The sequence below is a fragment of the Stutzerimonas sp. NM35 genome (assembly GCF_054604355.1).
This window is the reverse complement of sequence record NZ_CM137728.1, coordinates 298,873-321,937: the sequence shown is the minus strand read 5'-3', so window position 1 is coordinate 321,937 and position 23,065 is coordinate 298,873. Positions and strand designations below refer to the sequence as shown.

Sequence of the window (23,065 nt, the reverse complement as noted above, 5' to 3'; positions counted from 1 at the left end):
TCCTCCGCACTCATCCAGCAAGTCCGAACGGTATCTTGAGCCACGAGCTCGCATTAGCAAGGTAGGACGGATGCAGTGACGATCTACCCGTTCACTGAGGAGGAAAACCATGGCCATAGTCGTTGGCGTCGACATCGCCAAACACACATTCGACATCGCGGCCCTGCAGAGCAACGGCAAGCACCGCACCAAAGGCAAGCTGACCAATGACTCAGCAGGCTTTGAGGTGTTCCAGCAATGGCTGCTCAAGTACGCCGAGCCGCAGGCATGGGTCGTCATGGAGGCGACTGGCATCTACTACGAAGCCCTGGCCGAATGGCTGCTCGCGCGAGGTTACCGGGTGTGCGTCCTCAACCCGGCCCAAGTTACCTGTTACGCCCGCAGCCAATTGCAGCGGGTGAAGACCGACAAGGTCGACGCCAAGCTCATTGCCGATTATGGCAGCCTGCATCAGGCCAAGCTGCGTGCCTGGCAGCCTGATCCACCGTCCATTCGCCGCCTCAAGGCCCTGGTGCATCGCCTGAAGGATCTTCAGGAGCTGGAGCAGATGGAACAGAACCGCCTGGACGTGACCCGCGAGACCAAGGTCAAGGCGTCGATCGAGTCGGTTCTTGAACATTTACGCCAGCAAATCGCCGAGACGCTGGAAGCGATCAAGCAGCATTTCGACGACAACGATGACTTGCGCGGCCAGCGTGACCTGCTCTCGAGCATCGACGGCATTGCTGAGCGGACGGCAGCACTTGTGCTGGCTGAACTGGGGGACATTCAACGCTTCGGCAGCAGCCGAGCGGTCACCGCCTTTGCAGGGCTCAATCCCAAGCTACAGGACTCGGGGATACTCAAAGGGCATGTGCGGATTTCCCGCATGAGGTCGGCCAGCTTGCGCGCAGGGCTCTACATGCCAGCCATTACGTCCATGAGCCGTAACCCTGCCATTCGGGCAATGGTCGAGCGGATGAAAGCCAGAGGTAAAGCCGGCAAACAGATCGTCTGCGCGGCGATGCGTAAATTGCTCTGTATCGCCTATGGCGTGTTGAAATCCGGCGAACCGTTCAACCCCGAACTCGCTATTGCGAAGTGAGGGGCAAGACGGTATCTACAAGCTGGAAGCGAATCCAGTGTGGATCTTGGCCAAGCGTTATCCAGGCGCGGGCGGCAACATTCATCCAGCAGTCAAAGAGAGGCTGGACGTGTGCTTCATGGACCTCAGCGACTCAGCGCCCGCAGCACATCCGCGAGCTTCTTGACGGCGATTTCCAGCTCCGCCGGCGCATGGGCGGCAAACCCCATGAGAAAACCGCCCCTGTGCTCGTGCGAGGCATGCAGCGCCGTCAGCCCGAGCAGGTCGATGCCGGCACGGCGCGCGCTATCCACGGCTTCACGCTCGGCAATGTCACGGATGAAGACGCAGGGCATCTGCATCCCGCCTGCCGGAACCCGTGCTTCCACGAAATCGGCAAGGTGTGTGCGCACCAGATGTGCCAGCACATCGCGTCGCTCGGCGTAAACGGCGCGCATGCTGCGCACATGCGCACCGAAATGCCCGCCCTCGATGAAGCGTGCCAGCGTCAGTTGCGGAATCGGCGCGCTGTGCCCGTCCAGCAGGGTGCGCGCCACGGTCATCGGCGCCACGAGCGGTGAGGGCAAGATCATGTAGCCAATGCGCAGGCCGGGAAACAGCGACTTGGTGAAAGTGCCGATGTAGATCGTCCGCTCGTGCGGGTCCAGCCCCTGCACGCATGCCGTGGGCTTGCCGGCGTAGTGGAACTCGCTGTCGTAGTCGTCCTCGATGATCCAGGCCTGGTGCTGCCGCGCCCATTCGATGACGGCCAGTCGCCTGTCCAGCGCCAGCGTTGCCCCGGTCGGGAACTGGTGCGAAGGGGTGAGAAATACCGCCTTGGCCGGTTGTATGGCATCACGCAGATGCTCCACACGCATGCCGTCGGCATCCAGCGGTACGGGCACACACGCCAGGCCAGCCGCATCGAACGCCTTGCGCGCACCGTGGTAGACGGGGTCTTCGATGAATATCCGCTCACCGGCATCGAGCAGCACGGTGGCGCACAGGGTCAGGGCCTGCTGGGAACTGGTCAGCACCAGCACCCGCTCGGGCGTGGCATGCGCGCCGCGTTCGAGATTGACGTAGTCCGAGATGGCCCGGCGCAGCGGTTCCATGCCCTGCGGCGGGCTGTGCAACAGCGCCAGGGTGCCGTATTCCTTCAATACCTGCCGCTCCAGCCGCTCCCAGATCTGCAGGGGAAAACCGCGCGTTTCCGGTACGCCAGGAACAAAGGGCCGCGGCGTCAGGAAGTCGCGCACGCCACCGCCCTGGAATATCGCGCTGCCGCGTTGGCTGAGACGCAAGGCCTCCCTGGAACCCCCTCGTTCGCGCCGCCGCCCCACGCCAGGCAGGCGTTGCACACGTTGCGACACGAAGCTGCCGCTGCCTACGCGCCGCTCGATGAAGCCTTCCAGGTGCAACTGGCCATACGCCGACTCGACGGTGTCGCGCGAAACACCCAGCGATTTCGCCAGCGTGCGCGTGGCGGGCAACGGCTTACCGACATCGAGCGCACCGTCGAGAATCAGTTGCCGGATGGCCCGCTGGATACGCGCATGCAGGGGCAAGGCGGCATGGGCGGGGTCACCGAGCCAGGCTTTGACGGATTCAAGTTGGGCGTATCTGAACAATTGGTCTGCATCCCTTGAAAAAAGTGGCGGGGAATATCCAGCCATTTTAGCGCTATAAAACAGCTGCTCAAGCCGGTCAATCACAGCGTCTTCAGGAGTCGTATTCGAGCCATGCCAACTGCCAAGCCATCCTCGTCCGTTCGTTTGAACGATCTTCCCCATCCTGTCGTGGCCGGTCTGGTTTCGGTCATCGTCAACTACGGCGGCACCTTCATCCTGGTGTTCCAGGCGGCTCAGGTGGCCGGCCTCAGTCCGGAGCTGACGGCTTCGTGGGTGTGGTCGATTTCGATCGGCGTGGGGGTGACGGGAATCCTCCTCAGCTGGATTTCACGTGAGCCGATCATTACGGCCTGGTCCACACCGGCCGCCGCGTTCCTCGTCACTGCGCTGGCCACCACCTCCTATGCCGAAGCGGTCGGTGCCTACCTGATTTGCGCCGCTGCCTTCGTCGTACTCGGTCTGTCGGGCTGGTTCGAGAGGCTGATCAGGCTGATTCCACCTGGCGTGGCGGCCGGGCTGCTGGCAGGCATCCTGCTGCAATTCGGGATCAGGGCCTTTGGCGGCATGAGCATCGACCCGCTGCTGGCCGGGTTGCTGTTCGTCACCTATGTGGTGCTCAAGCGCTTTACGGCGCGCTATGCCGTGGTGGGCATCCTGGTGCTGGGGCTGGCTTTCCTGCTCATGCAGGAGCGTGTCGATCTGACCGGGCTGGAGTTGAAGCTGGCGGCCCCCGTCTTCACCCTGCCGGTGTTCTCGCTCAACGCCTTGCTGAGCGTGGCGCTGCCGCTGTTCCTGATCACGCTGACCGGCCAGTACATGCCCGGCATGCTGGTGCTGCGGGGAGATGGTTTCAGGACCAGCGCCAACCCCATCGTCACCGTCACGGGGCTCGGTTCGCTGCTGATGGCGCCTTTCGGCTCGCACGCCTTCAACATCGCCGCAATCACGGCTGCCATCTGTACTGGCCGGGAGGCGCACGAAAACCCGGACAAGCGCTGGATCGCCGGTATCGCCGCAGGCGTCTTCTACATCCTCGTCGGCATATTCGGCGTGACGCTGGCCGCCGTATTCATGGCCTTCCCGGCCACCTTCATCACCACGCTGGCGGGCCTGGCCCTGCTCGGCACCATTGGCGGCAGCCTCGCCAGCGCCATGGCCGACGCCAGGACGCGCGAAGCCTCGCTGATCACCTTTCTGGCCGCTGCCGCCAACATCACGATGTTCGGCATCGGAGGCGCGTTCTGGGGGCTGCTGATCGGCCTGCTGGCCCATGCCGTACTCAACGGGCGCCTGCCACGGCGGGCGCGGGCACCGCTGCAGACCATTCAGCCGGGCACCGAGGCGGCAGCGGGTAAGGAAGCCCCCAACTGATGCCCCTCGTAGCGAGACGAAACGCCTGCCTGCTCCATCCATCTGACTTGAGGACCGATCCATGCAACACGCCACTTCCCACCTGATGCGGGCCTATGCCCGCCAGCCCGTTTCCTTCGTGCGTGGCAGCGGCGCACGCCTCTGGGACGAGCAAGGCGTGGAGTACCTGGATGCCATTGCCGGCGTCGCAGTCACCAGCCTGGGACACGCCCATCCGGAAATCGCCGCGGTCATCGCCGAACAGGCCGGGCTGCTGCTGCATACTTCCAACGTCTTTCGCATCGACTGGCAGGAGCGACTGGGCGAACGCCTGTGCGCACTGACAGACATGCAGAAGGCCTTTTTCTGCAACTCGGGCGCGGAGGCCAACGAAACCGCCCTCAAGCTGGCAAGGCTGCACGGCCATCGCAAACAGGTGGCCCAGCCGCAAATCCTGGTGATGGAGAACGGCTTTCATGGCCGCAGCTTTGCGACACTCGCGGCCACCGGCAACCCCGCGAATCAGCGCGGGTTCGAGCCATTGATGCCAGGCTTCCTGCGTGTGCCCTACAACGACATCGACGCGGTGCGCAGAATGGCCGAGCAGTCGCCCAACATCGTTGCCGTTCTGATCGAACCTGTGCAAGGAGAAGGCGGTATTCGTGTCGCCAGCGCCGACTACCTGCGGGAACTGCGCGCCCTGTGCGACCAGCACGACTGGCTGTTGATGCTCGACGAGATCCAGGCCGGAATGGGCCGTACCGGCGCCTGGTTCGGCTATCAGCACGCGGGCATCGCGCCCGATGTCCTGACGCTGGCCAAGGCCTTGGGCAACGGCTTTCCCATCGGCGCCTGCCTGGCGCGCGGCCAGGCCGCCAACCTGTTCTCGCCCGGCCAGCACGGCTCGACTTTCGGCGGCAATCCGCTGGCCTGCCGGGTGGCCTGTTCAGTGCTCGACATCATGGCGCGCGACAACCTGCCGGCACGAGCCGCCGTACTCGGAGACCGCCTGCTTGCCGGCTTGCAGAAGACGCTTGGCGATCACCCGGATGTCATCGCCATCCGTGGCCAGGGCCTGATGGCGGGAATCGAGCTGAACAGGCCTTGCCAGGAGCTGGTCGTTCGCGCCCTGGCAGAACAGCGCCTGCTCATCACGGTAACCCGCGACACCATCATCCGCTTGCTGCCGCCGCTGATCTGCGACGAAGCGCAGATCGACGAGATCGTGACGCGCCTCTCTCGCCTCCTGCCCTTTACAGCTACAGGGGAGAGATCGCTCAGCGCCAATTGCGATCACGTCCAGAAAACCTGCGAAGTACCGGCCTGATTTTTTTGAACTTAAGGAAAGTCTTCATATGTCTATCAGGGTCAGCGCACGGCTGGAGCCAGAGCCTCGCGACTACCCAAAACGCGCGTAAGCTCGTCTACCGTTGTGAGCCCTTCACGCAAGAGGCGTGCACCCGTTTCCCAGAGGGGTACATGGTTGCTCGCCGTGAGCAGCCCGAGCAACTGAGCGCGACGCCCGCCATCCTCGACCCAGCGTGCCAACGGTGCGTCCACGATCAGCATTTCGTAGACAGGTAACCGGCCATAAAAGCCAGTCTGACGACAGTGCTCGCAACCCTCGCCTCGAAAGTGCTGAACGCCCCTCAGCAGAGCTTCGAGGTCTGAAGGCATATTTTCAGGCGCAGCTACTGGCACCTTGCAGTGCGAACAAAGGCAACGCGCCAAGCGCTGATTGATGCAGCCGATCAGTGTCTCGGCCAACGCCTGGGGCGCGATCCCCAGCGCCATAAGACGACCGACCACACCCGACACGCTGTTGACGTGCAACGTCGACAGCACAAGGTGGCCGGTTTCCGCAGCGCGGATCGCAGCGTCTGCCGTTTCTCCGTCGCGTATCTCGCCCACCAGCATGATGTCCGGGTCGTGCCGCAGAAAATGGCGAATGGCGGTTTCGAAGGTGTAGTTGGCCTTGCGGTTTACCTGGGTTTGAGCAGCGACCGGCAGCTCGTACTCAATGGGGTCCTCGACGGTCAGAATACTCTTGCCGGTCATGCCCAGCGGGCGCAATCCTGCATGCAGGGTGGTGGTCTTGCCGGAGCCGGTGGGCCCGGTCATCAGAAAGATACCGTGCGGTTGTTGGAACAGTGCCTGTAAACGCTGCAGATGCTCGGGTGCGAACCCCAGCTCTTCCAACCCTGCCACCGAGACTCCTTTGGGTAGCAGACGCATAACGACGCTCTCCCCTTGTGGCGTGATGCTGGTGGAAACACGGACGTCGTAGGCCTGGTTTTCGATGGTGACGGAGAAGCGACCATCCTGTGGCCTCAGGTTATCGGAAATGTCCATGGCCGAGATAACCTTGATCGCCGATACCAGACGCATCATTCCCCGCCCTAGCGCCATGATAGGTACCAGCACGCCGTCAATGCGAAAGGCCATATGCACCGACTGGGACTCGGGCTGCAGATGGATATCGGTTGCACGCTCGCTGACAGCCAAGGCCAGCATCTGGTTGATCAGCTCATCGACGGGGAAGGAGCCCTGAACGTCCAGGGACAGCTGGCGATACTCCCGCTCGAAGACAGACAGCACCGACCCTCGTCGTGGCGAATAGACCTCCTCGATCCGGCGCGCTACAGCAATGAAGTCGCCTTGCCAAAGCCGCGCAGCCAGCCCGGTCCTGCGCTGAATCAGGCTGGCGGCGCGCTGCGGATCGGCATTGCCGAGTACCGCCTCAAGACTTCCGGCGTGTACGCGAAGCGGCAACAGCACGTGTGCCAGACACGCCTCCCGGCTGAACAGCTGCAGAACGTCCGCAGCGGGTTCGGGCCATTCGGTCTGGCTGAAGTACGGCAACCCGTGATGCTCGGCCAATACACGCGCCAGATCACTGGCAGCAACCAGTCCGAGGCGAACCAGTATCTGGCTTAGCGACTCACCAGTTACCGCTTGCTTTTGTTGTGCGTAGGCCAACTGAATCGGCTCGACGATGCCCAGGCGAATCAGCGTGCTGCCCAACTCAGGCGCGTCAGCCAGAACCAGGCCAGGTTCGACTCTTTTCATTACCGGTCCATCAGGTAGTAAGCGGTCAGGGTGACCACCTGGGATTCGTCGAGGTTGGTGGCACTGGTTTCGCCGTACGCTACGCTGCTGTCCAGGCTCCACTCGATGCTGGCGGCGGAGGTAAGCGCTGCCTGTCCTGCTTCACGGAAGCTGCCAAACCGCGCGTCGGCATTGCCATCGACCAGGTTGTCGAGCATGCGTGCCAGATCGGGCGTCAGTCCGCGCAGGATCAGCACATTCTTGCGCTGCACCACGTACACCCCGGCGCTGCTGCCCGGTACGCTCCAGGCGACGTTTGCAAAACAGGCGCTGACGTCCTGCGGGTTGCCGTTGCTGTCGAGGTAGCCGTAGTGAGTCTCAAAGCCTTCTGCGCGCCCCTGGGGCATGGTTACCCCGGCTGCGTACATGGCGTTGCGCAGGGCAATACCGCACAGCTCGCTATCGTCAGCCGCATTGACCTTGCCAGTCGGTGTCGTCTGGCTATCGCCGGGCGCCACGCCCACACGATCCGCATGGCTGAGATACGACAGTTGCCATCCCCTGACGAAACTGGACGCCAGATGCTGGTAGACGGTGTTGCGCTGCAAGTCACTGCCCAGCGTCAATGCACTGACGATCAGCGCGACGATGATCAGGACAATGGACATTTCCAATAATGTGAAACCGCGTTGGCGCGAACAGGTATGGCTAGTCATGGGAATCTCTAATTACTGGGCCGAAAGCGCGTCGTTATCGGCGCGGACAACATTGATGCGGACGCCGTCATGTAACTCGTCCAGTTCTTTGATCAGAAGATCGAGCTCCTTCAACTGATCACGAACCTTATTCAGGTTCTTGATGGCCGTTACCTGGGCGGCCGTTGCCGTAGCCACCAGCGCAGCGTTGCCTGTAATTGCGCCAAACGAGGCGCCAACGGCAGCAGCTGTGGCTCCCATAGTGTTGATGGCCGAAGCCGTCGCAGTCGGCGCGGAGGCAGCAGCAGCCGCGACCGACGCTGTAGCCGAGGCAATGGATGCGCCCGTCTGGAAGTTGTCGGCAAACGCCATCTCTTCGACCAGTTCAAGCTGCGTTTTATAGTCGCGAATGGTCTGGCGGAACATCGCCAGCGTGGACAGCACATTAGGGTGCGCATGACCGGCGGTTGCGAGCAGTGCCGAACAGCCCAGCTGTTCCCATAACTGGTTGAAGCGCACGGCACTGACACGGTCGTCATACTCCCGGCTGCTGTTACGCACCGGGTGCTCGAAGCCCAGCCCGGCAGCATTCAGCCCGTCGAACAGCGAGCCATTACCGTCACGATCTGCCTGCCCAGGGTCAGCCAGCACATAGGCCACTGCTTCATGTGCGCCTGAATGCTCCAGGTACAGATACTGGTTATCGGCAGCGCTGGTTTGTGCCACGCCGAGCGCACGACAAAGATCCAGCGGTGTGCTGCTGTCAAACGCCTCCAGTGCTAAGGCCGGTGGCAAACCAGACACCAAGGTGGGCTGCCAGCGGTCGATCGCGCTGACAAGATTGGCATCGTTCATCGGCGCGCCGTCGCTGCGCACATAGACGGCATACCGATAGTCATACCCATAGGCATTTCGCAGCGGCTCACCGAGCCCCACCGTCAGGTAGGGAAAACCGCCGGCTACCGCAGGACAATCCTCTTTACCGTCCTGATCGATATCGGCACAGGGCAGCCGACCGGTCGCCAGTGCAAAGCCGGCTATCGCGTTCTGTGTGCCGCTTACGTCATCGATGGCTGATTCCACACTGGCCAGGCGAGTCAGCGAGGGCAGCAGCGAAAGCAGCACGGCCGTCATCAGGCCCAACACGACCAGCACCACGGAAAGCTCGATCAGCGTCATACCCTGCTGCCTGCATCGCGCGCTCATTGGAACCACCCCCTTGCATCGCGATTCAGCGCCGTGGCGATCGCCTGTTGCTGGTAGGCCAAGGCGTCGGAATGAGCGACCTTCGCAGCCTCATGCTGTTGCTTGGCGGTTGCTAGCTGATCCTTTTTATCGGAGACGTCTTCTGCGGTGCTGCTGAGCTCGTCCTGTATGGCGTAAATTGCCGCTGCCGCATTGATTGCAGCCACCCCAACGGCGATAGCGCCTGAGGCACTGCTGAGCCCAGTGGCGAGATCATTGAGCCCCATCGCTATGCTCGCAGCCGAGTTGAACAAAGCGATGGTTCGCTTGAGCTCAGCGATATCCAGGTTGGTTTCACGGACCTCCACACCAAATTTGCGAAAGTCCAGATAGAACTTGAAAGCGCGCTGGGCATCGTAGGCCGCATTGGCATCACGGGTAGCCGCGCTGACGCGCGCCAAAATGCTCGGGCAACCGAGCCGGGTGGCCAGCTCGGCGAAACTCATCGCCATTACCTGATCGTCGTAGTCATCACTCTGGCTGCGCCCGCCCGATTCGAACACCAATCCTTTGGCGTTTATACCGTCGAATGGTCTGCCGTCGCGGTCGGCGTCAAGCGGGCCAGGGTCCACGAGCAGAAAGGCCGGATTCACCCCCGCACTCCCAATATGCGCCTGCACGCTGGCTTCACCCTGCTGCTGCCCACCGGACACACCCAACCTGAGGCCTTGGCAGAAATCCAATGCGTTTCTCTGCAACGAAGGCCCGCCATTGAGCAGCGACGGCTGGTAGCTGCTCTGCAGCGTAACCAGGTTGGCGTTGGCATGCTGGTAAACCGCGTACTGGAAAGGGAACCCGCGGTCGTTGACCAGCGGCTGGCCGAGGCCTGCCGTGCGCCAGGGAAAACGCCCGCTGCGGGCGCCATTGCAGTCCTCGTTACCGTCGCCATTGGCATCCGGACACGGCAGGCGGTCATGCTGGACGATAAAGCCAACCGCCGAGTTGACTGCAAGTTTCTTCCGATCAAGTGAAGGAGAAGCGCTTTGTGCGCCGCCCAGCACGCTCAGGATCATCGGTACCATCGCGAACAGAAATCCCAGCACCGCAAGGGTCAGGGCCATTTCCAGCAGGCTGAAACCGGATTGCTGCGACCTGTTCATTGCACGGTTCCTTTGCTGTCCAGCGTTCGCACCAGATCATCCATGCCACTGAAGATCGTCAGCGGGTCGGGATTCGTCGAGTCAGGGTTGGCTTTCACCGCGGCACAGGACACTGCATCGTATGCCTCGCTGGAAGGATCACAGAGGGCTTTGATACCGTCATTCAGGGCGCCGCTCCCCGGCGCGCCGGCCTTGCAGCTACTGGTGCTGGCGTCATAGTCCATATTGAAATTGAAGGCGCAATTAAGCGCGCCGTATGCGTCCCTGTCCCCTTTGGCCTTCTTGGCGGCGGTCTCAGCCGCAACGCGCAGCTTATCGACCTCATTCCAGGCTTCGCGCGCGGCCTTGTAGCGTTCGACATGCGTATCGTACGCGGTAGCCAATGGGCAAGGCGTGGAGCCGCCACAGCCAGCACTGACCAAGCTCTGGCGAACCGCGGCGATACGTTGTTCAGCCGTTTCCTTGGCCGCACCCGCACTGGCGCCGAGATCGACTGGATTACCGTCTTCGTCCCTGATGGGCTTACCGTCGCCATCGACTAGTTCAAAGCCTTGTGCCCCAGCCATCTGTTTCGCTATGGCTTCGCTCTCAAACCAGGCATCGATGGAGGGCTCAACCCCCAGGATGATGCTGGATTCGTCCGGCGGGTTCTCTGGATCAAGATCCGCCGGTCGAGGGAAGCCGTAAAGGTCATCGAGCGCCTTATCTCTTTGGCCGCCGGACAAATTGCCGATTTCAGTTTCCAGGGCGTCGCGGCTGTTTTGCGCCTCGGCCTGCGGGCCAGCAATATACGCGGCTAACGCCGCCATATAGGCGTCTTGAGCAGCTTGGGCGCTAAGCTGTGATTGATCAGAGGCGATGAACGCACTATCGACCCTCTCCGGCGTAATGCCCGAGCCGCCACTGGCGGTTTCCGGCACTCCGGCCTTTTTTGCAATATCCGAATAAAACACCGTGGACGTGATCTGCAGCCCCAGTGCCGTTCCCGACAGCCCAACGGCCGTGCCGGCCAGGCCCACGCCAGTGCCGGCAGCGGATACGGCTGCGGTGTAAACCGGCACCAGCGCGCAACCGGCAAAGGGCGGTATCGCACAGGTGGCGGTGGCCGTGGCAAGCAGCCCGGCCGAGATGCTTTGCACTTCCATCGCGCCGCTCAGCTCGGCTACCGCCTGCGCCATGGACCAGGCAGTCAGGGCGCTGCCCACGGCATTCATGAACACGCCCTCATCGGCGCTGTCCTTGTTGGATTGGGCGAAGGCGATGTTCTCCTCCTCCAGCGCGATGGCATTGGCCGCCAGATTCAACGAGCGCTGACTCACCTGGCAATGCAGCAGTTCATGCAGCTCGGTCAGGCCACGCCCCCAGGTGGTGTCGTCGTAGGTCGTGGACACTGGCGTTTGTGGAGCATTGAATCCTGTTGCGCTCGTGCTATTGAGGCCGTCGTAGCGATCGCCATCGCTGTCTGCGTCGGCCACTCCGGGGCTGGCCAGCATGTACGCCATCCCCGCGCGGTCACCGTTGGTGTAGGCGATGTGCAGGTAGGCATTGTTTTGCGTACGTTTCGAGGCGCTCGCCAGAGCAGTACAAAGGTCCAGGCTGTTTTCATTGCCGAGCTCGTAGGCAGTTCCGTCGGCATTGGTCGGTTTGAAGCGTTCGTCCTTGACCGCCAGGTCGGCTTCCGCCGCCGCGTTGCGATAGACCCCGTAGCGCAGCGCACGCCCCCCCTGCTCACCCACTTCATAGCCGATGGCCGCCAGCTTCAGGGTGCGATACGGCAGGTCGCCCTTCTGCGTACTGCCATCACAGTTCTCAAGGCCATCACCATCGGTATCCGGACAGGGCAGGCGCCCGTTCCAGGCGGCGAACTGACGCAATTGCTCATCGGCTGCCTTCAGTGCCGAATCCGTACTTTGCAGTGCCGTCTGAATGCTGACGTCAGAGGTCTTGTATAACAGTGCAAAGACCAACCCCGACAGCAACGCCAGCACGGCGGCCAGCTCCAGCAGGGAAAAACCTCGGCAGTGACGTGTTTGAGCAAGAGTGCTGTGCGGCATGACGAGTCCTGTTCAGCGAAGCTGAGTGCTTTGCGCAATGAGTTCGTATACCGGCAGCAGAAACACCACCACGACGAAGATGAACAGCGCGCCAGCCAGCAGCAGCACGGCGGGCTTGATGACCTCGGCCAGGGTTGCCACCAGATGGTTGAGCCGCCGGCGATACTCGTCGGCCAGGGTGCGCAGCTGACCGTCCAGATTGCCGCTCTGCTCGCCCACGTTGATCAGGCGGATCATCAGCGGCGAAAACACCCCGCTGCGCTCCAGCTCCCGTGACAGTGTGTTGCCCCGCTGCACACCCTCACGCGCCTGGCGGATCGCATTTCGATACACCTCATTGCGGATCGCGGCCTCCAGGATGGCCAGGCCGTCCAGCAGATTGATGCCGGCCGCCACCAGCAGCGCCAGGTACTCGCTGATGAAGGCCATGGCGGAGGTGCGCACCAGCGTGCGGCTGATCGGCAGGCGGTACGCCAGCCAGTAGAACCCCGCCCGCACCCGCTGGCTGCGGCTCAGTATCACCGGCACCAGCAACACGGCAGCCAATATCCAGTAGCCGTAGGCAGCAAGCAGCTCGCGCATCCAGTACACGCCGCTCATCACGCTCTGGGTCAGAGGGGGGAGATGGGCACCCATCTGGCGGAACATGTCGGCCAGATCAGGCAGTACGTAATACACCCAGAACAACGCGGCAACGACGATGGTTGCCACGACGAAAAACGGATAGATCAGCGCACGGGAAACGTCCTGGCGCAGCGCCGTGATGCGCCCAAGGTGCTCGGAGGCATCCATCAGAACGCGGTCCAGATTGCCGGAACGCTCGCCGATATCGACGAGGTGACGCACTGTCGCCGGAACCTGGTGAGGATAGAACGACAGCCGTGACGAAAGGCTGTTGCCAGCCCTTACGCCGTTGAGCAAGTCCGCAGTCAAGGCCTTGAGTGCCGGATGTGTGGCATCTTCGCGCAGGTCCTTCAGCGCCATGTCCACCGGCAGCCCGCTGCGCAACATCAGGCCCAGGCTGTGCAGGAATTCCGCCAGCAGCGTCAGGGGAATGCTGCGGCGCAGGAACAGCGCCAGGCCGTCGAACAACGGCACAAGCAGCATCGGCAAAACATAAAGCCTCAGCACCACTGCCTGCTCGCGCCGCTCTACCAGCGGGTGGGCATTGCTGAAGTCGGTAACCGGCAGTTTCGACAACCCAATACGTACGCGGCCCTGCTCGGTGAGCACGCGATAGTACACGTAGCGCAAGGACACTTCGCTCATACGCCACCTCCGCCGAGGCAGCCCAGTAGATACGCTGTATCCGCATCCGGCTGTCCGCTCGCCAGCAGGCCACTCTGCCTTTGAAACTGGGCCAGGGCAGCTGCGGTGTGCGGTCCCATCACGCCATCGACCGCCTCGGGGGTCAGGAATCCTTGCGCGACAAGCACCTGCTGCAGCGCAACGAGCATTTCGCCCCGGCCCCCAAAGGGCTGGGGTGCGACCGGAAGCGCTGAGCGAAACAGTGCCAACTGACCGTCATCGAGGCGATAAAGGGGTCGGTCATCACAACCCCGCTGCCACTCTCGGGGCAGCAGCACCGGCACCCAGGACTGGACGTCGCTGCGCGCTGGCAGCCATTCGATGACTTCGTCCCAGCGCGTGGGGGATGCCCCGTCTACCGGCAACGGGGCGTGCGCTGCGGTGAACGCCTGCCAGGTAGCATCAAGTGCCGGAACAGACGCTTGAGGAGTCGCAGCAGCCAAGGGCGGCGGTGTCTCTGCAGCCGGCACAGGTAGCGTCACGGCGGGCCCCGGCCTGAACGTCACAGCAGCCGCAATAACGCCTGCGCCAGCCAGCGCACCGACAAGCACAGAGCCGTAAGCCAGTCGTCGCGATGGCGGTGTCAGACTCAACTCACGCGCCGCGGTATCAACCAACGATGCGTTCACCCGGCTGGAACCGTTTATCGCCAAACCATAAAGGCAGCGGTCGAGCAGGATGTGTACGCGGCGGATATAGCCGAGGCTGTAACGATGCAGACGCCGCAAGGCACGGCGATCGAGGGTCAGCGCAGCCGGACAGCCCGCCCATCGAAGCCGGTGATGCAGGTATACATCCAACTCGCTCAGCGTGAGGGGAAACAGTTCGAGGCGCAGCGCAATACGGCTGGCTAACTGGCGCATGTCGTGGCGGTCCAGTGTGCGGCGAATTTCCGGCTGGGCCACCATGACGATTTGCAGCAACTTGGCCTGGCTGGCTTCCAGATTGCTCAATTGGCGAACCAGTTCAAGACTGGACACATCCAGACCCTGTGCGTCGTCCAGTATCAATACGCAGTTGCGACCCTGCTCATGCTGTCGCAACAACCAGGTATTGAGGGCCTGCAGCAAGGCCTCGAGACTGTCACCTTCGGCCACGATGCCGAAGTCTCGGTTGATTGCCCGTAACAGATCCGGGCCCTGAAGAAAGGTATTGAAGATCAATGCGGTACACGCGCCCTGCTCTGCCAGGCGAGTGAGCAGCGCACGTGAAAGCGTACTCTTGCCAACACCTACGTCACCGGTAACCAGCATGAATCCCTTGCGCTGCTCAATAAAGTGCAGCAACTCGGTAAACTGCTCTGCCAGTCTTGAAGAAAAGAAGATGCCATGCTCATCCGGTGTAACCGGAAATGGATTGCGCACGAACCCAAGGTTCTGCAGGTAAGCCGACAGTGGGAAGCCTGCGCTCATCGGCTCGCCCCCATCAGCCGCTGCAATGCCCGCAGGGCTTCATCTCCAGGATGCTGAGCCAACAACGTACGGACCCGTTTGCGCGCCTCGGTGTGCTGGCCACCCTGCCAATCCAGAACGGCAAGATTGTAGCCTGCCTCATGGTCGCGCGGCAGACGGGAGAGGATCGCTCTGTATGCCTGACGAGCTCGCTCGGGGCAGTCGGCACGCATGCAGTAATAGCCCTGCATGCGAGAGACCATCAGATGAGAATCGCCGAGCGTCCGCCGAGCACGCTCGATGACCGCTTCGGCCTGCGGTAGCCGTTCAGCGGCCAGTTCCGCGTGGAACGCTGCGAAGAGAACCGCTGGATCGACAGCTGGAGGTGATACCTCGACCATAACCGGCGGTGGCGCAGGCTCTGGCAGGACCGTTTCGGCCTGTCCGACAGGCATCCGAGCCACAGCTGCGGGCGCCGCTACCACCACCGGAGCACTACGCGCAGGCAATGTCGCTGGCGGCTTGACCCTGACGGCGGTCGAGGCCTGCGCCGACTCGGCGAGCCGAGCCAGGGCATCGCCGGGCAACCGGGAAACGTGCAACGGTACAGGTGAGAGGGTAACGAGGTCCGCTTGCTCCGCCTCCGCCTCCGGCACTGCGACCTCGGCAGGCGGTGCAAGCGGTACCACGCGCTTGTCGTCAAGCCCCAGGTAAACCGCCAGCAGGAGGACCGCCAGACATAGCAATACCCAGGCGATTCCCCACTGCAAGCGCCAGCCGCCAGGGGTAATTACGCTGCCGAGCGCAGTAGGCTCCTGCGTCGTCTGCGTACCCTGTTGACGCAAGGCGTCGAAGACCATGCTCATGATAAGTGGACTTAAAGGATCTTGACGCGAAGTACGAGCACCAGCTCGCGGGCGTTGGTCGACTCCGCCAGGCCACCCAGCATCTCGCCGAACAGCGGTATATCGGTGATACCTGGAATGCCATTCTTGGAGCGGCTACCGTTCTCGCCGATCAGACCACCGATGATGACCATGTCACCGTCGTTAAGCGACAGCGAGGTGGTCATTCCTTTGAAATCCACGCGGGGCAGAGAGATCTTCAGCGGGTTCTGTGTGCTACCGACATCAACCAGCGCCATGGAGGCTTCCTGCACGGACGTCTGCATCGGGTTGATGGTGAGGTGAATCGAGCCGTCTTCCGACACGAACGGAATCACCCCCAGCATGACCCCGTCAAAAACGTTGGAGGTAATCACACTGGCGGTTGTTGCCAGCAGGCCACCACCGCCGCTCTGCGTATTGGAGCTGGACTGAGCGATGTAGCGCATGTTGCTGCCGACACTGACCACCGCTGGCTGCGTGTTCCGTACCCGGATCGACGGGTTGGACAGAATGTGGATGGTGCCGAACGTCTTCATCAGGTCGAGCCCGATGTTGTGGTTGCTACCCGACTGAGCGAGGCCCAGCGATGGCGTACCCGCATTGCCCAGCACAGTGGCTGGTATCAGCACGCTACGTCCGGCATTTGCCGCATCAGGAACAACCGAGTTGATAGCGCCCAGGGTCATGGGATTGGCGGAGTATGACAAGGCCACCTGGTTGCGTAGAAAGTTCCAGTCAACGCCGTAGCTGAACCGGTCGTTGAGTTCGACATCAAGGATTTGCGCCTCGATCAGCACCTGCCGGTTCAACACCGATTTGTAGTGTTCAACGAGACGCCCGACCGCAGCCAGCTGAGACGGTCGTGCACGTACGAACAGCGTACCGGTGGAGCGGTTGAGCATATAGGTTGGCATCTGGCTGTCGGATTCCTGCCCGAAAACGCTGTCCTCGCTGCGCTGCCCACCAATCAGGGATACCAGCATGCGATCGATCTGCTCGTACGGATTCACATCATTGGTGTTCCGCCCGGATACGGAAAAGCTGCTGCGCAGGCCGCTGCTACCGGAACCGGCGTTGGCAACTGACATGCCATCGCCCCCGGTGCTGCTCGCACCGAATACGTCTCCACCCGCATTAAAGTCGGCTGTACTCATGGTGAGCAGAAAGTCCAGGTCGAAGACTCGCTCTTCAAACGCACGAACCACCAGCATGTTGTCGCGAACCTCGCCGGAGAGGTCCAGCGCCTTGGTAATTTCCTCGAAGGCCTGGCTGGCTGGCACCGATTTGAGCGATAGCGACAGAGTACGCGGCTGGCTAGACAACGACGCCGGCAATACCAGGTTCAGGCCTGCCTGATCGGCAATGGCCTGGAGCAGGTTCCGCACATCAACATCGTTAGCCTGTAGCGTAACGTTCACGGCATCGAGCGGGTTGAAGCGAGGCGCCACCGGCTCCAGCACGATTGCCCGCTTCTGCTCCAGCTTCCGGCTTAGCTCGTCCTGCAGGGTGCGCAGTTTTTCCGACTCGTCTACCAGACGGTCCTGCAACAACTGCTGCGAGCGATCGTCGACCGCCTGAACCTTCTTGGCATCCACCTTGGACGGACCAACTGTGCAGCCAGCTAACGATGTCGCTAGCAAAGCGCCTAGCCAGAGGCCCTGCTTGGAGCGAAGAACAATGCGTGAGTCGAGTTTCATGAAGGCTGCTCCTGGTGCGCCTGATTTCATTTTCAATGTGTTGGTTTTTTTCGAATTACTGAGTCAGGTAGCCGAGCAGCTCGGCAAAGCCCACCGCGATGGTGGCATCGTCATACTGCTTGCCTTGCCCAGTTAGCGGGCCGGAGACGCAAAGCCCACCGCCCGATGGCCAGTTGAAATTTTTGTTAACGCCATCGAATGAATTTCCATCGCCATCGGCGTCACGCGCTCCGGCGTAGGCAACGAAGAACGCCAGGTTGGCTACAGGGTTGGCTCCGCAATCAGCTGCTCCCGCCTGCTGCTCATCACCGGTGACATGGATGCGAGCGGCATCGAATGCCCGGGTGCCCAGGCTGCGTAAGGCAAAACGCAGATCATCGAGGCTGAGATAGCCGCTTGTGCCAGGCGCATCGCCGGTTCGCTCGGCCAGCGTGGCCAGATCCGTATCAGGCGTGGTATCGCGAAAGACGCCGTAGATGTAACGCTGCCGGACCGCCTCACTGAAGCCTTGCGCCTCGTTCATGCCGAGCGTCAGAAAGGGCACTCCGCCGACCATGTGAGTAATCATCCCAGGCGTGCAAATACCGTCGCTGCCGCCCTCAAGCCCGTTACCACTGGTATCGGCACACGGCAGCCGGTAGTGACGCTCGGCATAGCGATAGAGCGCAGCGGCAATCTGATCGTGGTAGCCCTTGGCAATTGCATCGTCCTGGCTCAGCGTCTGGGCACGGTAATGCATGGCGACCAGTAGCACGCCGCCCATGACCACTATCACCAGCGCCAGCTCCAGCAGGCTGAAGCCCTGCTGCCGGTGGGGAAATGCACGGTCGGTCATGGCGATTCGGCCCCATCACCGGAGCGCCCGGAGAAACTGCCGGTAATGTCCTTTTGTAGCTGGCTCAACTCGCGACTGAGCGCTTGCAGACGCTGAGGATTGGCTTTCGCACCCTTCAGCGCCTCGTCCAGCAGGGCCTGGTTTACCTCGGCCAGCTTCTGACTCGCGAGCAGCTGCTGGCGAATACCCTTGAGATCGATCTGCTCCTCAATGCCGTTTTCCTTCAAGCGCCGGTTGAAGCTCTGAAGCACATCGACAAGCCCATTGACGTTACCTGGCTTCAGCTTCTGTATCTGCTTCAGCGCATCATCACGTGCGGCAAGCATCGCCTCGCGGCGCTGCTTGATACGTTCGCGCGCCACCTGGCGCTCGCGCATAGACTCGGATACCGCCGGCTCCGTCGAATTATTCGGGGCTGACTGACTGTCGATGTCGCCCGCATAGGGCGAAGAAGGCGCCTGGCTCAACGCCTCGTAGCGTTTCCACAGACCGTCTATGTCCGTCGTGCGTGCCGCCGTTGCAGATGAGGAGACCTCTGGCCTCACGCCCGCCGGGACGTGGGAAGCCGGGCTGACCGGTGCCGGACTTTGCCCGGCCCACCAGAACCCCGCCGCCAACACGACAAACGCCGAAAGGCCCCAGGCCAGCGGTCGCTGCAGTTTCACTTTGCCGCTCCGATGGCCAGCCGCGCGGTTTCGCCGGCGCGCGCCAGAGTGACCTGGCCTGGTGCAATTCGCTGCACAACCACCCCCGGAGCCAGTGCATCGCCAACGCGTACATAACGGCCATTGATCACGGCAGAGCGAGAGCCGTCCGAAGCCACCACCATGCTCAGCTTGTAGCGACTCCACCAGGGTACCGGCCTGGACGGACGAGCAACTTTTTTGGCATTTTCGGTCCTGATCGGCTTCGGCGCAGCCTCAAGGCCTGTCAGCAAGGGCATGTCCCGCTGCCCATCGCGCGTTAACTGCCCAGTCTCCAGCTGTCTGCTCAGCAGTTCGTTCAACTCGAGAAACTCCCGCACCTTCTCACCCAGCCGGGCATCAAGGCCTTGCAGTTGCATATCCTGACTGGGTCGCCATTGCTGCACCTGTCGCTCCTGGGCGCTGGCGAGTTGGTAAGCGAGTGCGCAGGAGACCGCAGCGCCCACGAGCAGGCCCGCTGCGAGGTATTTCCTTTTCATGTTTCACTCCAGGTCAGCGCCAGACGGAACAGGCTATTGCCGAGGCCACTGGTAATTTCACGCCGAACCACCTCGTAACCGAGGCCATTCAGTGCCTTGACGAACCGCTCTTCGGCGGCGAAGGGCGCGGCAACGCTAGCACTGCGTCCCGCAACAATGATCAGCACACTCGCCTCGTCCGAAACGATGCCCACCTCAGTCAGCTCGATACCGGCTGGAATGGTTTGTCGCAGATGACGGATGAGGTTGGCCGGGTCAGGTGTGGTGCGAACTCGTTCGGCAAGGTGTACGAAATCGGCACGTTCCCGCTGGGGCAGGGCCAGGCTCTCGACGCCGCGCAAGGCACCTTCCATTTCCGCGACGGTTGCATGGACGCTTTGTACCTGCACGTCGCTCAGGGAGGCCCGCAGCGTATGCGCCTCCTGTTTCCAGTACAGGCCGCCAACAACACTGGACAGGCACAGGGCGAGCATTCCAGCCGCTACCCATGGCAACGCCCGGTTAGCGAGATACAACGTCCGGCTGGTGCCGTCGAGGTCTGAATGCTTGACGCGCAGATGCTCGAACAGACGGGCCGCCGACACCACAGCTCTGACGTTATCGAGGCCACTGGACGCCAGAGCCTCGATTAGTGATTGTCCTTCGCCAGCACTACGCTCTAGCAGCAGGCAATCCATTTTCCCTTCGCGATCGGCAAACAGGCTCTGCTGAGCGGCGATAAAAGCCGCTATGCGTGTCTGATCGCCGCTGTCACTGCCATACAGGCGCTGCCGACTTGCATGCAGAGCCAAGCCATCCTGTAGCACCAGCACATCGACGCTGTCGTCACTGACGAACGCCAGCACGCCGTTATCAAGTTCCAGCCGTCGCGCCAGGATGAGCAGCGCTTCGAGAAGCGAAACGAACAGCAGATGGTCATCGTACTGACCGACCCAGCGCCGATAGCGCATGGAAACGGCTAACGGGACAGCCGTGTAACATACCCGCGCCAGATCACCCTGCCGCTCACGCGCATGGATGATGACTCGCGCCAGGCCGTCAATATCACCCTCATCGCGCAGTCGCTTGTCCAGTAGGGGCGCAAGGTTGTGGTGATGGGCAGGAAGGGACTCCACGCCAAACGGGGCGCCATGATAGTCGCTGATGACAATGGCTGGTCCGCGCAGCGCGTCCAGGCTTTCCACCTCCCCGGTTGTTTCGGGATTTGCCAGCCATACCTTGCCTTTAAGATCCAGCAGCCACTGCATCTGGCTCATTGCGCTCTCCGCGAGTAATAGTCACCCGAGAGCGATAGCTGAATTACACCCGCCTGATCCTCGACCGGCGAAGCAATGAACAGCGAGCCGTAATTGCTCATCAGCTTCATCGAGAACGCCTTCGCCAGCATGAAGCCGTCGCGGTTGGATTCCAGGCTGCTGATAAGCGTATCTGCCTCGCGTCGCGAAAATCGTTTGCTGTCCACGTCTATCGAGCGCACGTTCCACAGACTCGTACGCCAGCCGAGTGCATCAGCGTGCCCGGCCAAGGCATCCCATTGGCTACGCACATCCTGCCAACGTACCAACTGCCGCTGCGCGCTTTCCTGCTGTCCAAGCTGTAACCGATTATCCGCCAGCTGCCGCTCGGCCACTCCCGCCGCCGCCTTGTAACTGAATGCGGTTTTGGCCAGATAGGGCAGTGCAAGAGTGCAGAGCAAAATCAGCACCATGCCTGCACGCCCCCCAGCAAATTGGTTCCAGGCGTCCATCACTGATCCATGACCCAATGCGCCGTGACCAGCACCACACGATCCTGTTCGCTCGAAGTGCCCCGCCCGTAGGCGCTGGGATGTGAGTCACCGCTGCTGTAGGTGTTATTGGCGTCCCACTCATACCCAGGAATCTGGCGACTAGGCTGAAGCACGTTGGCGTTGGCGTTCTGCTGCCGGAAGCGGCCCTCATGAGCATCGGCCTTGCCATCGACCATCTGGTCGAGCTTGCGCGCCAGGTCTGGAGTCAGCCCGCGGATGACCATGACGTTACCGGCACCACTGATGGTGCCTTCAGGATTCCACTGAAAGCAGATCTGCAGCTCGACCGGATTGCCGTTATTGTCCTTGTAGGCATAGCGATCCTCCGCTCCCTCTGCGCGCCCCGCAGGCATGCGGATACCAACGCGATCAAACAGCTCGTGCAAATCGAGGCTTGACAGCGGAGGATCACCGGCCCCTACTGAATTGGCCGGGTAACCAGCGCCATGGCATAGCCTACGACCGGTGTTACGGTAATTGGCCGGAACACCGGCAACCCCACCGCTGATGTGATCGAATACGGTTTCATAGCCATTGACCATCAGGGTTGGTGCCACCTGACTGTCTCCTATGGCCACACCGGTGCGCTGATAGTAAAGATCGTAGTTTTGCTTCCAGGGCAGTAGAAACTTGCTCTGGATACGGTTGTATTCAGCCTCGCGAAGGACTTCGCGACCAATACTCAGACCGCCCATGATCAGGCCGATTACGGCCATCACCAAGACAATCTCCATCAAGGTGTAGCCACCCTGTCGAGCGCTCATCGACCTTAACTCTGCCGGCCTCATCGCCATCTCCCGACTCACTGATTCATCTTGTAGGTGGCGACGACCGTGATGACTTGGTCTTCATCCAGATTCTGGTCGGTATCGAGCGCAGACCCCGTGGTGATCCCATAGGCCTGCGTATTGTTCGCAGCCCACTCCACGCCGGGTTCGCCGTCAGAGTCGTTGGCGATGTCATATTTGCGGAAAAGGCCCTCGCGGGAATCCGCCTTGCCATCGATCATTTGATCGAGTGCACGTGCCAGGTCAGGTGTCAGTCCGGAAATCACCATGACGTTGCCGGAGCTGGCGGGGTTCCCTGGGTTGTTCCACTGAAAGCACACCTGCAGCTCCTGGGGGTTGCCGTTGGTGTCCAGGTAGGCGTAACGGTCCTCAAAGCCTTCGGCACGGCCCGGCGGCATGCGAATCCCGTGACGATCCATCTCGCGATGCAGGATCAGCTCCGCTTCGCGACTCATACCCGGTGCCTTGCCACCCTGGCAAATCGCATCTGGCGGCGTCACGCTGGTCATGTCCTGTCCGGAAACCAGGTCAGCGACAACGGCATAGGTATTGCCATTGACCATCAGTCGCGGCTGGATCTGGCTGTCGCCGACCACAGCGCCGGTCCGCAGATAGAGGCCGTTGTAGGCACTGGCCCACTGGTCGACAAACTTCTGCTTGATCTTGGTGTACTCAGCGTTTCGCTGGATGTCCTTGCCGATCGAGACCGCACCAAGGATCAGCCCGATCACAACCAGGACGAGCGAGATCTCCACCAGGGTGAAGCCCTGCTGGCGGCGGGGCGAAACATGTTTGAATGAACGCATGTTTTTTTCCATCGATGAGTGATATGGGTGTCGGACCGGCAAACTTGAAATCACTGGAGCGGAACTAATCGCCGCAGGACTTGTCCAAGTCGCGTTTGCACTTTGACATGGCGTTTGTGAGCCATGTCAGTCTCGAATCTCTCATACCTCTCAGCGGCAGGCGCACGGCGGCATGCCCGGAATAGAGCATCCCTT

At 61.5% G+C, this 23,065-nt stretch carries 20 protein-coding genes; 3 read left to right on the top strand and 17 right to left on the bottom strand.

Features of this window, described 5'->3' with window-relative positions; all coding sequences use genetic code 11:
- Positions 1 to 109 precede the first annotated feature (109 nt).
- Positions 110 to 1,084 carry an IS110 family RNA-guided transposase gene (locus tag ACYCFC_RS01420; RefSeq protein ID WP_459652926.1) on the top strand — a complete coding sequence of 325 codons (975 nt, stop codon included), beginning with the start codon at positions 110 to 112 and terminating at the stop codon, positions 1,082 to 1,084.
- A gap of 125 nt (positions 1,085 to 1,209) precedes the next feature.
- Here the strand turns inward: ACYCFC_RS01420 and pdxR are convergent, their stop codons facing one another.
- Positions 1,210 to 2,694, bottom strand: a complete 1,485-nt coding sequence (gene pdxR / locus ACYCFC_RS01415; RefSeq protein WP_459652925.1) for a MocR-like pyridoxine biosynthesis transcription factor PdxR — start codon at positions 2,692 to 2,694, stop codon at positions 1,210 to 1,212.
- A 111-nt stretch (positions 2,695 to 2,805) separates the two neighbouring features.
- On the opposite strand from pdxR, the gene ACYCFC_RS01410 reads away from it, so the two are divergent.
- Together ACYCFC_RS01410 and ACYCFC_RS01405 are read left to right on the top strand one after the other, a co-directional pair.
- Complete coding sequence (locus tag ACYCFC_RS01410) at positions 2,806 to 4,065, top strand: benzoate/H(+) symporter BenE family transporter (protein ID WP_459652924.1); 1,260 nt, start codon at positions 2,806 to 2,808, stop codon at positions 4,063 to 4,065.
- 61 nt (positions 4,066 to 4,126) lie between these two features.
- Positions 4,127 to 5,371 (top strand): acetylornithine/succinylornithine family transaminase, encoded by a 1,245-nt coding sequence (locus ACYCFC_RS01405; RefSeq protein ID WP_459652923.1) that lies wholly within the window; start codon positions 4,127 to 4,129, stop codon positions 5,369 to 5,371.
- Positions 5,372 to 5,412: 41 nt separating this feature from the next.
- Here ACYCFC_RS01405 and ACYCFC_RS01400 read toward each other — a convergent pair whose 3' ends face one another.
- The 16 genes from ACYCFC_RS01400 to ACYCFC_RS01325 are packed head-to-tail and all read right to left on the bottom strand — an operon-like array spanning position 5,413 to position 22,870.
- Positions 5,413 to 7,113, bottom strand: coding sequence for a GspE/PulE family protein (locus ACYCFC_RS01400; protein WP_459652922.1), 1,701 nt, complete (start codon positions 7,111 to 7,113; stop codon positions 5,413 to 5,415).
- Positions 7,113 to 7,808: a type II secretion system protein gene (locus ACYCFC_RS01395; RefSeq protein ID WP_459652921.1), complete on the bottom strand. Its 696-nt coding sequence runs from the start codon at positions 7,806 to 7,808 to the stop codon at positions 7,113 to 7,115. The genes ACYCFC_RS01400 and ACYCFC_RS01395 overlap by 1 nt, the downstream gene beginning before the upstream one ends.
- 12 nt (positions 7,809 to 7,820) lie before the next feature.
- Positions 7,821 to 8,993 (bottom strand): prepilin-type N-terminal cleavage/methylation domain-containing protein, encoded by a 1,173-nt coding sequence (locus tag ACYCFC_RS01390; RefSeq protein ID WP_459652920.1) that lies wholly within the window; start codon positions 8,991 to 8,993, stop codon positions 7,821 to 7,823.
- A complete protein-coding gene (locus ACYCFC_RS01385) occupies positions 8,990 to 10,132 on the bottom strand; it encodes a type II secretion system protein (RefSeq protein ID WP_459652919.1) in 1,143 nt (380 codons plus the stop codon). Before ACYCFC_RS01385 ends, ACYCFC_RS01390 begins: the two co-directional genes overlap by 4 nt.
- Positions 10,129 to 12,186: a prepilin-type N-terminal cleavage/methylation domain-containing protein gene (locus tag ACYCFC_RS01380; protein WP_459652918.1), complete on the bottom strand. Its 2,058-nt coding sequence runs from the start codon at positions 12,184 to 12,186 to the stop codon at positions 10,129 to 10,131. Before ACYCFC_RS01380 ends, ACYCFC_RS01385 begins: the two co-directional genes overlap by 4 nt.
- Before the next feature lie 12 nt (positions 12,187 to 12,198).
- Positions 12,199 to 13,455, bottom strand: coding sequence for a type II secretion system F family protein (locus ACYCFC_RS01375; protein ID WP_459652917.1), 1,257 nt, complete (start codon positions 13,453 to 13,455; stop codon positions 12,199 to 12,201).
- Positions 13,452 to 14,906: an AAA family ATPase gene (locus ACYCFC_RS01370; protein ID WP_459652916.1), complete on the bottom strand. Its 1,455-nt coding sequence runs from the start codon at positions 14,904 to 14,906 to the stop codon at positions 13,452 to 13,454. Before ACYCFC_RS01370 ends, ACYCFC_RS01375 begins: the two co-directional genes overlap by 4 nt.
- Positions 14,903 to 15,751, bottom strand: coding sequence for a tetratricopeptide repeat protein (locus ACYCFC_RS01365; protein WP_459652915.1), 849 nt, complete (start codon positions 15,749 to 15,751; stop codon positions 14,903 to 14,905). The genes ACYCFC_RS01370 and ACYCFC_RS01365 overlap by 4 nt, the downstream gene beginning before the upstream one ends.
- 11 nt (positions 15,752 to 15,762) lie before the next feature.
- The gene (locus ACYCFC_RS01360; protein ID WP_459652914.1) at positions 15,763 to 17,469 is read right to left on the bottom strand and encodes a hypothetical protein; all 1,707 of its coding nucleotides are present in this window, start codon (positions 17,467 to 17,469) and stop codon (positions 15,763 to 15,765) included.
- Positions 17,470 to 17,524: 55 nt separating this feature from the next.
- Complete coding sequence (locus tag ACYCFC_RS01355) at positions 17,525 to 18,304, bottom strand: type II secretion system protein (protein WP_181086066.1); 780 nt, start codon at positions 18,302 to 18,304, stop codon at positions 17,525 to 17,527.
- Positions 18,301 to 18,969, bottom strand: a complete 669-nt coding sequence (locus tag ACYCFC_RS01350) for a hypothetical protein (protein ID WP_459652913.1) — start codon at positions 18,967 to 18,969, stop codon at positions 18,301 to 18,303. The genes ACYCFC_RS01355 and ACYCFC_RS01350 overlap by 4 nt, the downstream gene beginning before the upstream one ends.
- Positions 18,966 to 19,487, bottom strand: a complete 522-nt coding sequence (locus tag ACYCFC_RS01345; RefSeq protein WP_459652912.1) for a general secretion pathway protein GspB — start codon at positions 19,485 to 19,487, stop codon at positions 18,966 to 18,968. The genes ACYCFC_RS01350 and ACYCFC_RS01345 overlap by 4 nt, the downstream gene beginning before the upstream one ends.
- On the bottom strand, positions 19,484 to 20,743 hold the full coding sequence (locus ACYCFC_RS01340; protein ID WP_459652911.1) for a hypothetical protein: 1,260 nt from the start codon (positions 20,741 to 20,743) through the stop codon (positions 19,484 to 19,486). Before ACYCFC_RS01340 ends, ACYCFC_RS01345 begins: the two co-directional genes overlap by 4 nt.
- Positions 20,740 to 21,234 (bottom strand): hypothetical protein, encoded by a 495-nt coding sequence (locus ACYCFC_RS01335; protein WP_459652910.1) that lies wholly within the window; start codon positions 21,232 to 21,234, stop codon positions 20,740 to 20,742. The genes ACYCFC_RS01340 and ACYCFC_RS01335 overlap by 4 nt, the downstream gene beginning before the upstream one ends.
- Positions 21,234 to 22,040 carry a prepilin-type N-terminal cleavage/methylation domain-containing protein gene (locus ACYCFC_RS01330; protein WP_459652909.1) on the bottom strand — a complete coding sequence of 269 codons (807 nt, stop codon included), beginning with the start codon at positions 22,038 to 22,040 and terminating at the stop codon, positions 21,234 to 21,236. Before ACYCFC_RS01330 ends, ACYCFC_RS01335 begins: the two co-directional genes overlap by 1 nt.
- A 38-nt stretch (positions 22,041 to 22,078) precedes the next feature.
- A complete protein-coding gene (locus ACYCFC_RS01325) occupies positions 22,079 to 22,870 on the bottom strand; it encodes a type II secretion system protein (protein WP_181086052.1) in 792 nt (263 codons plus the stop codon).
- Positions 22,871 to 23,065 lie beyond the last annotated feature (195 nt).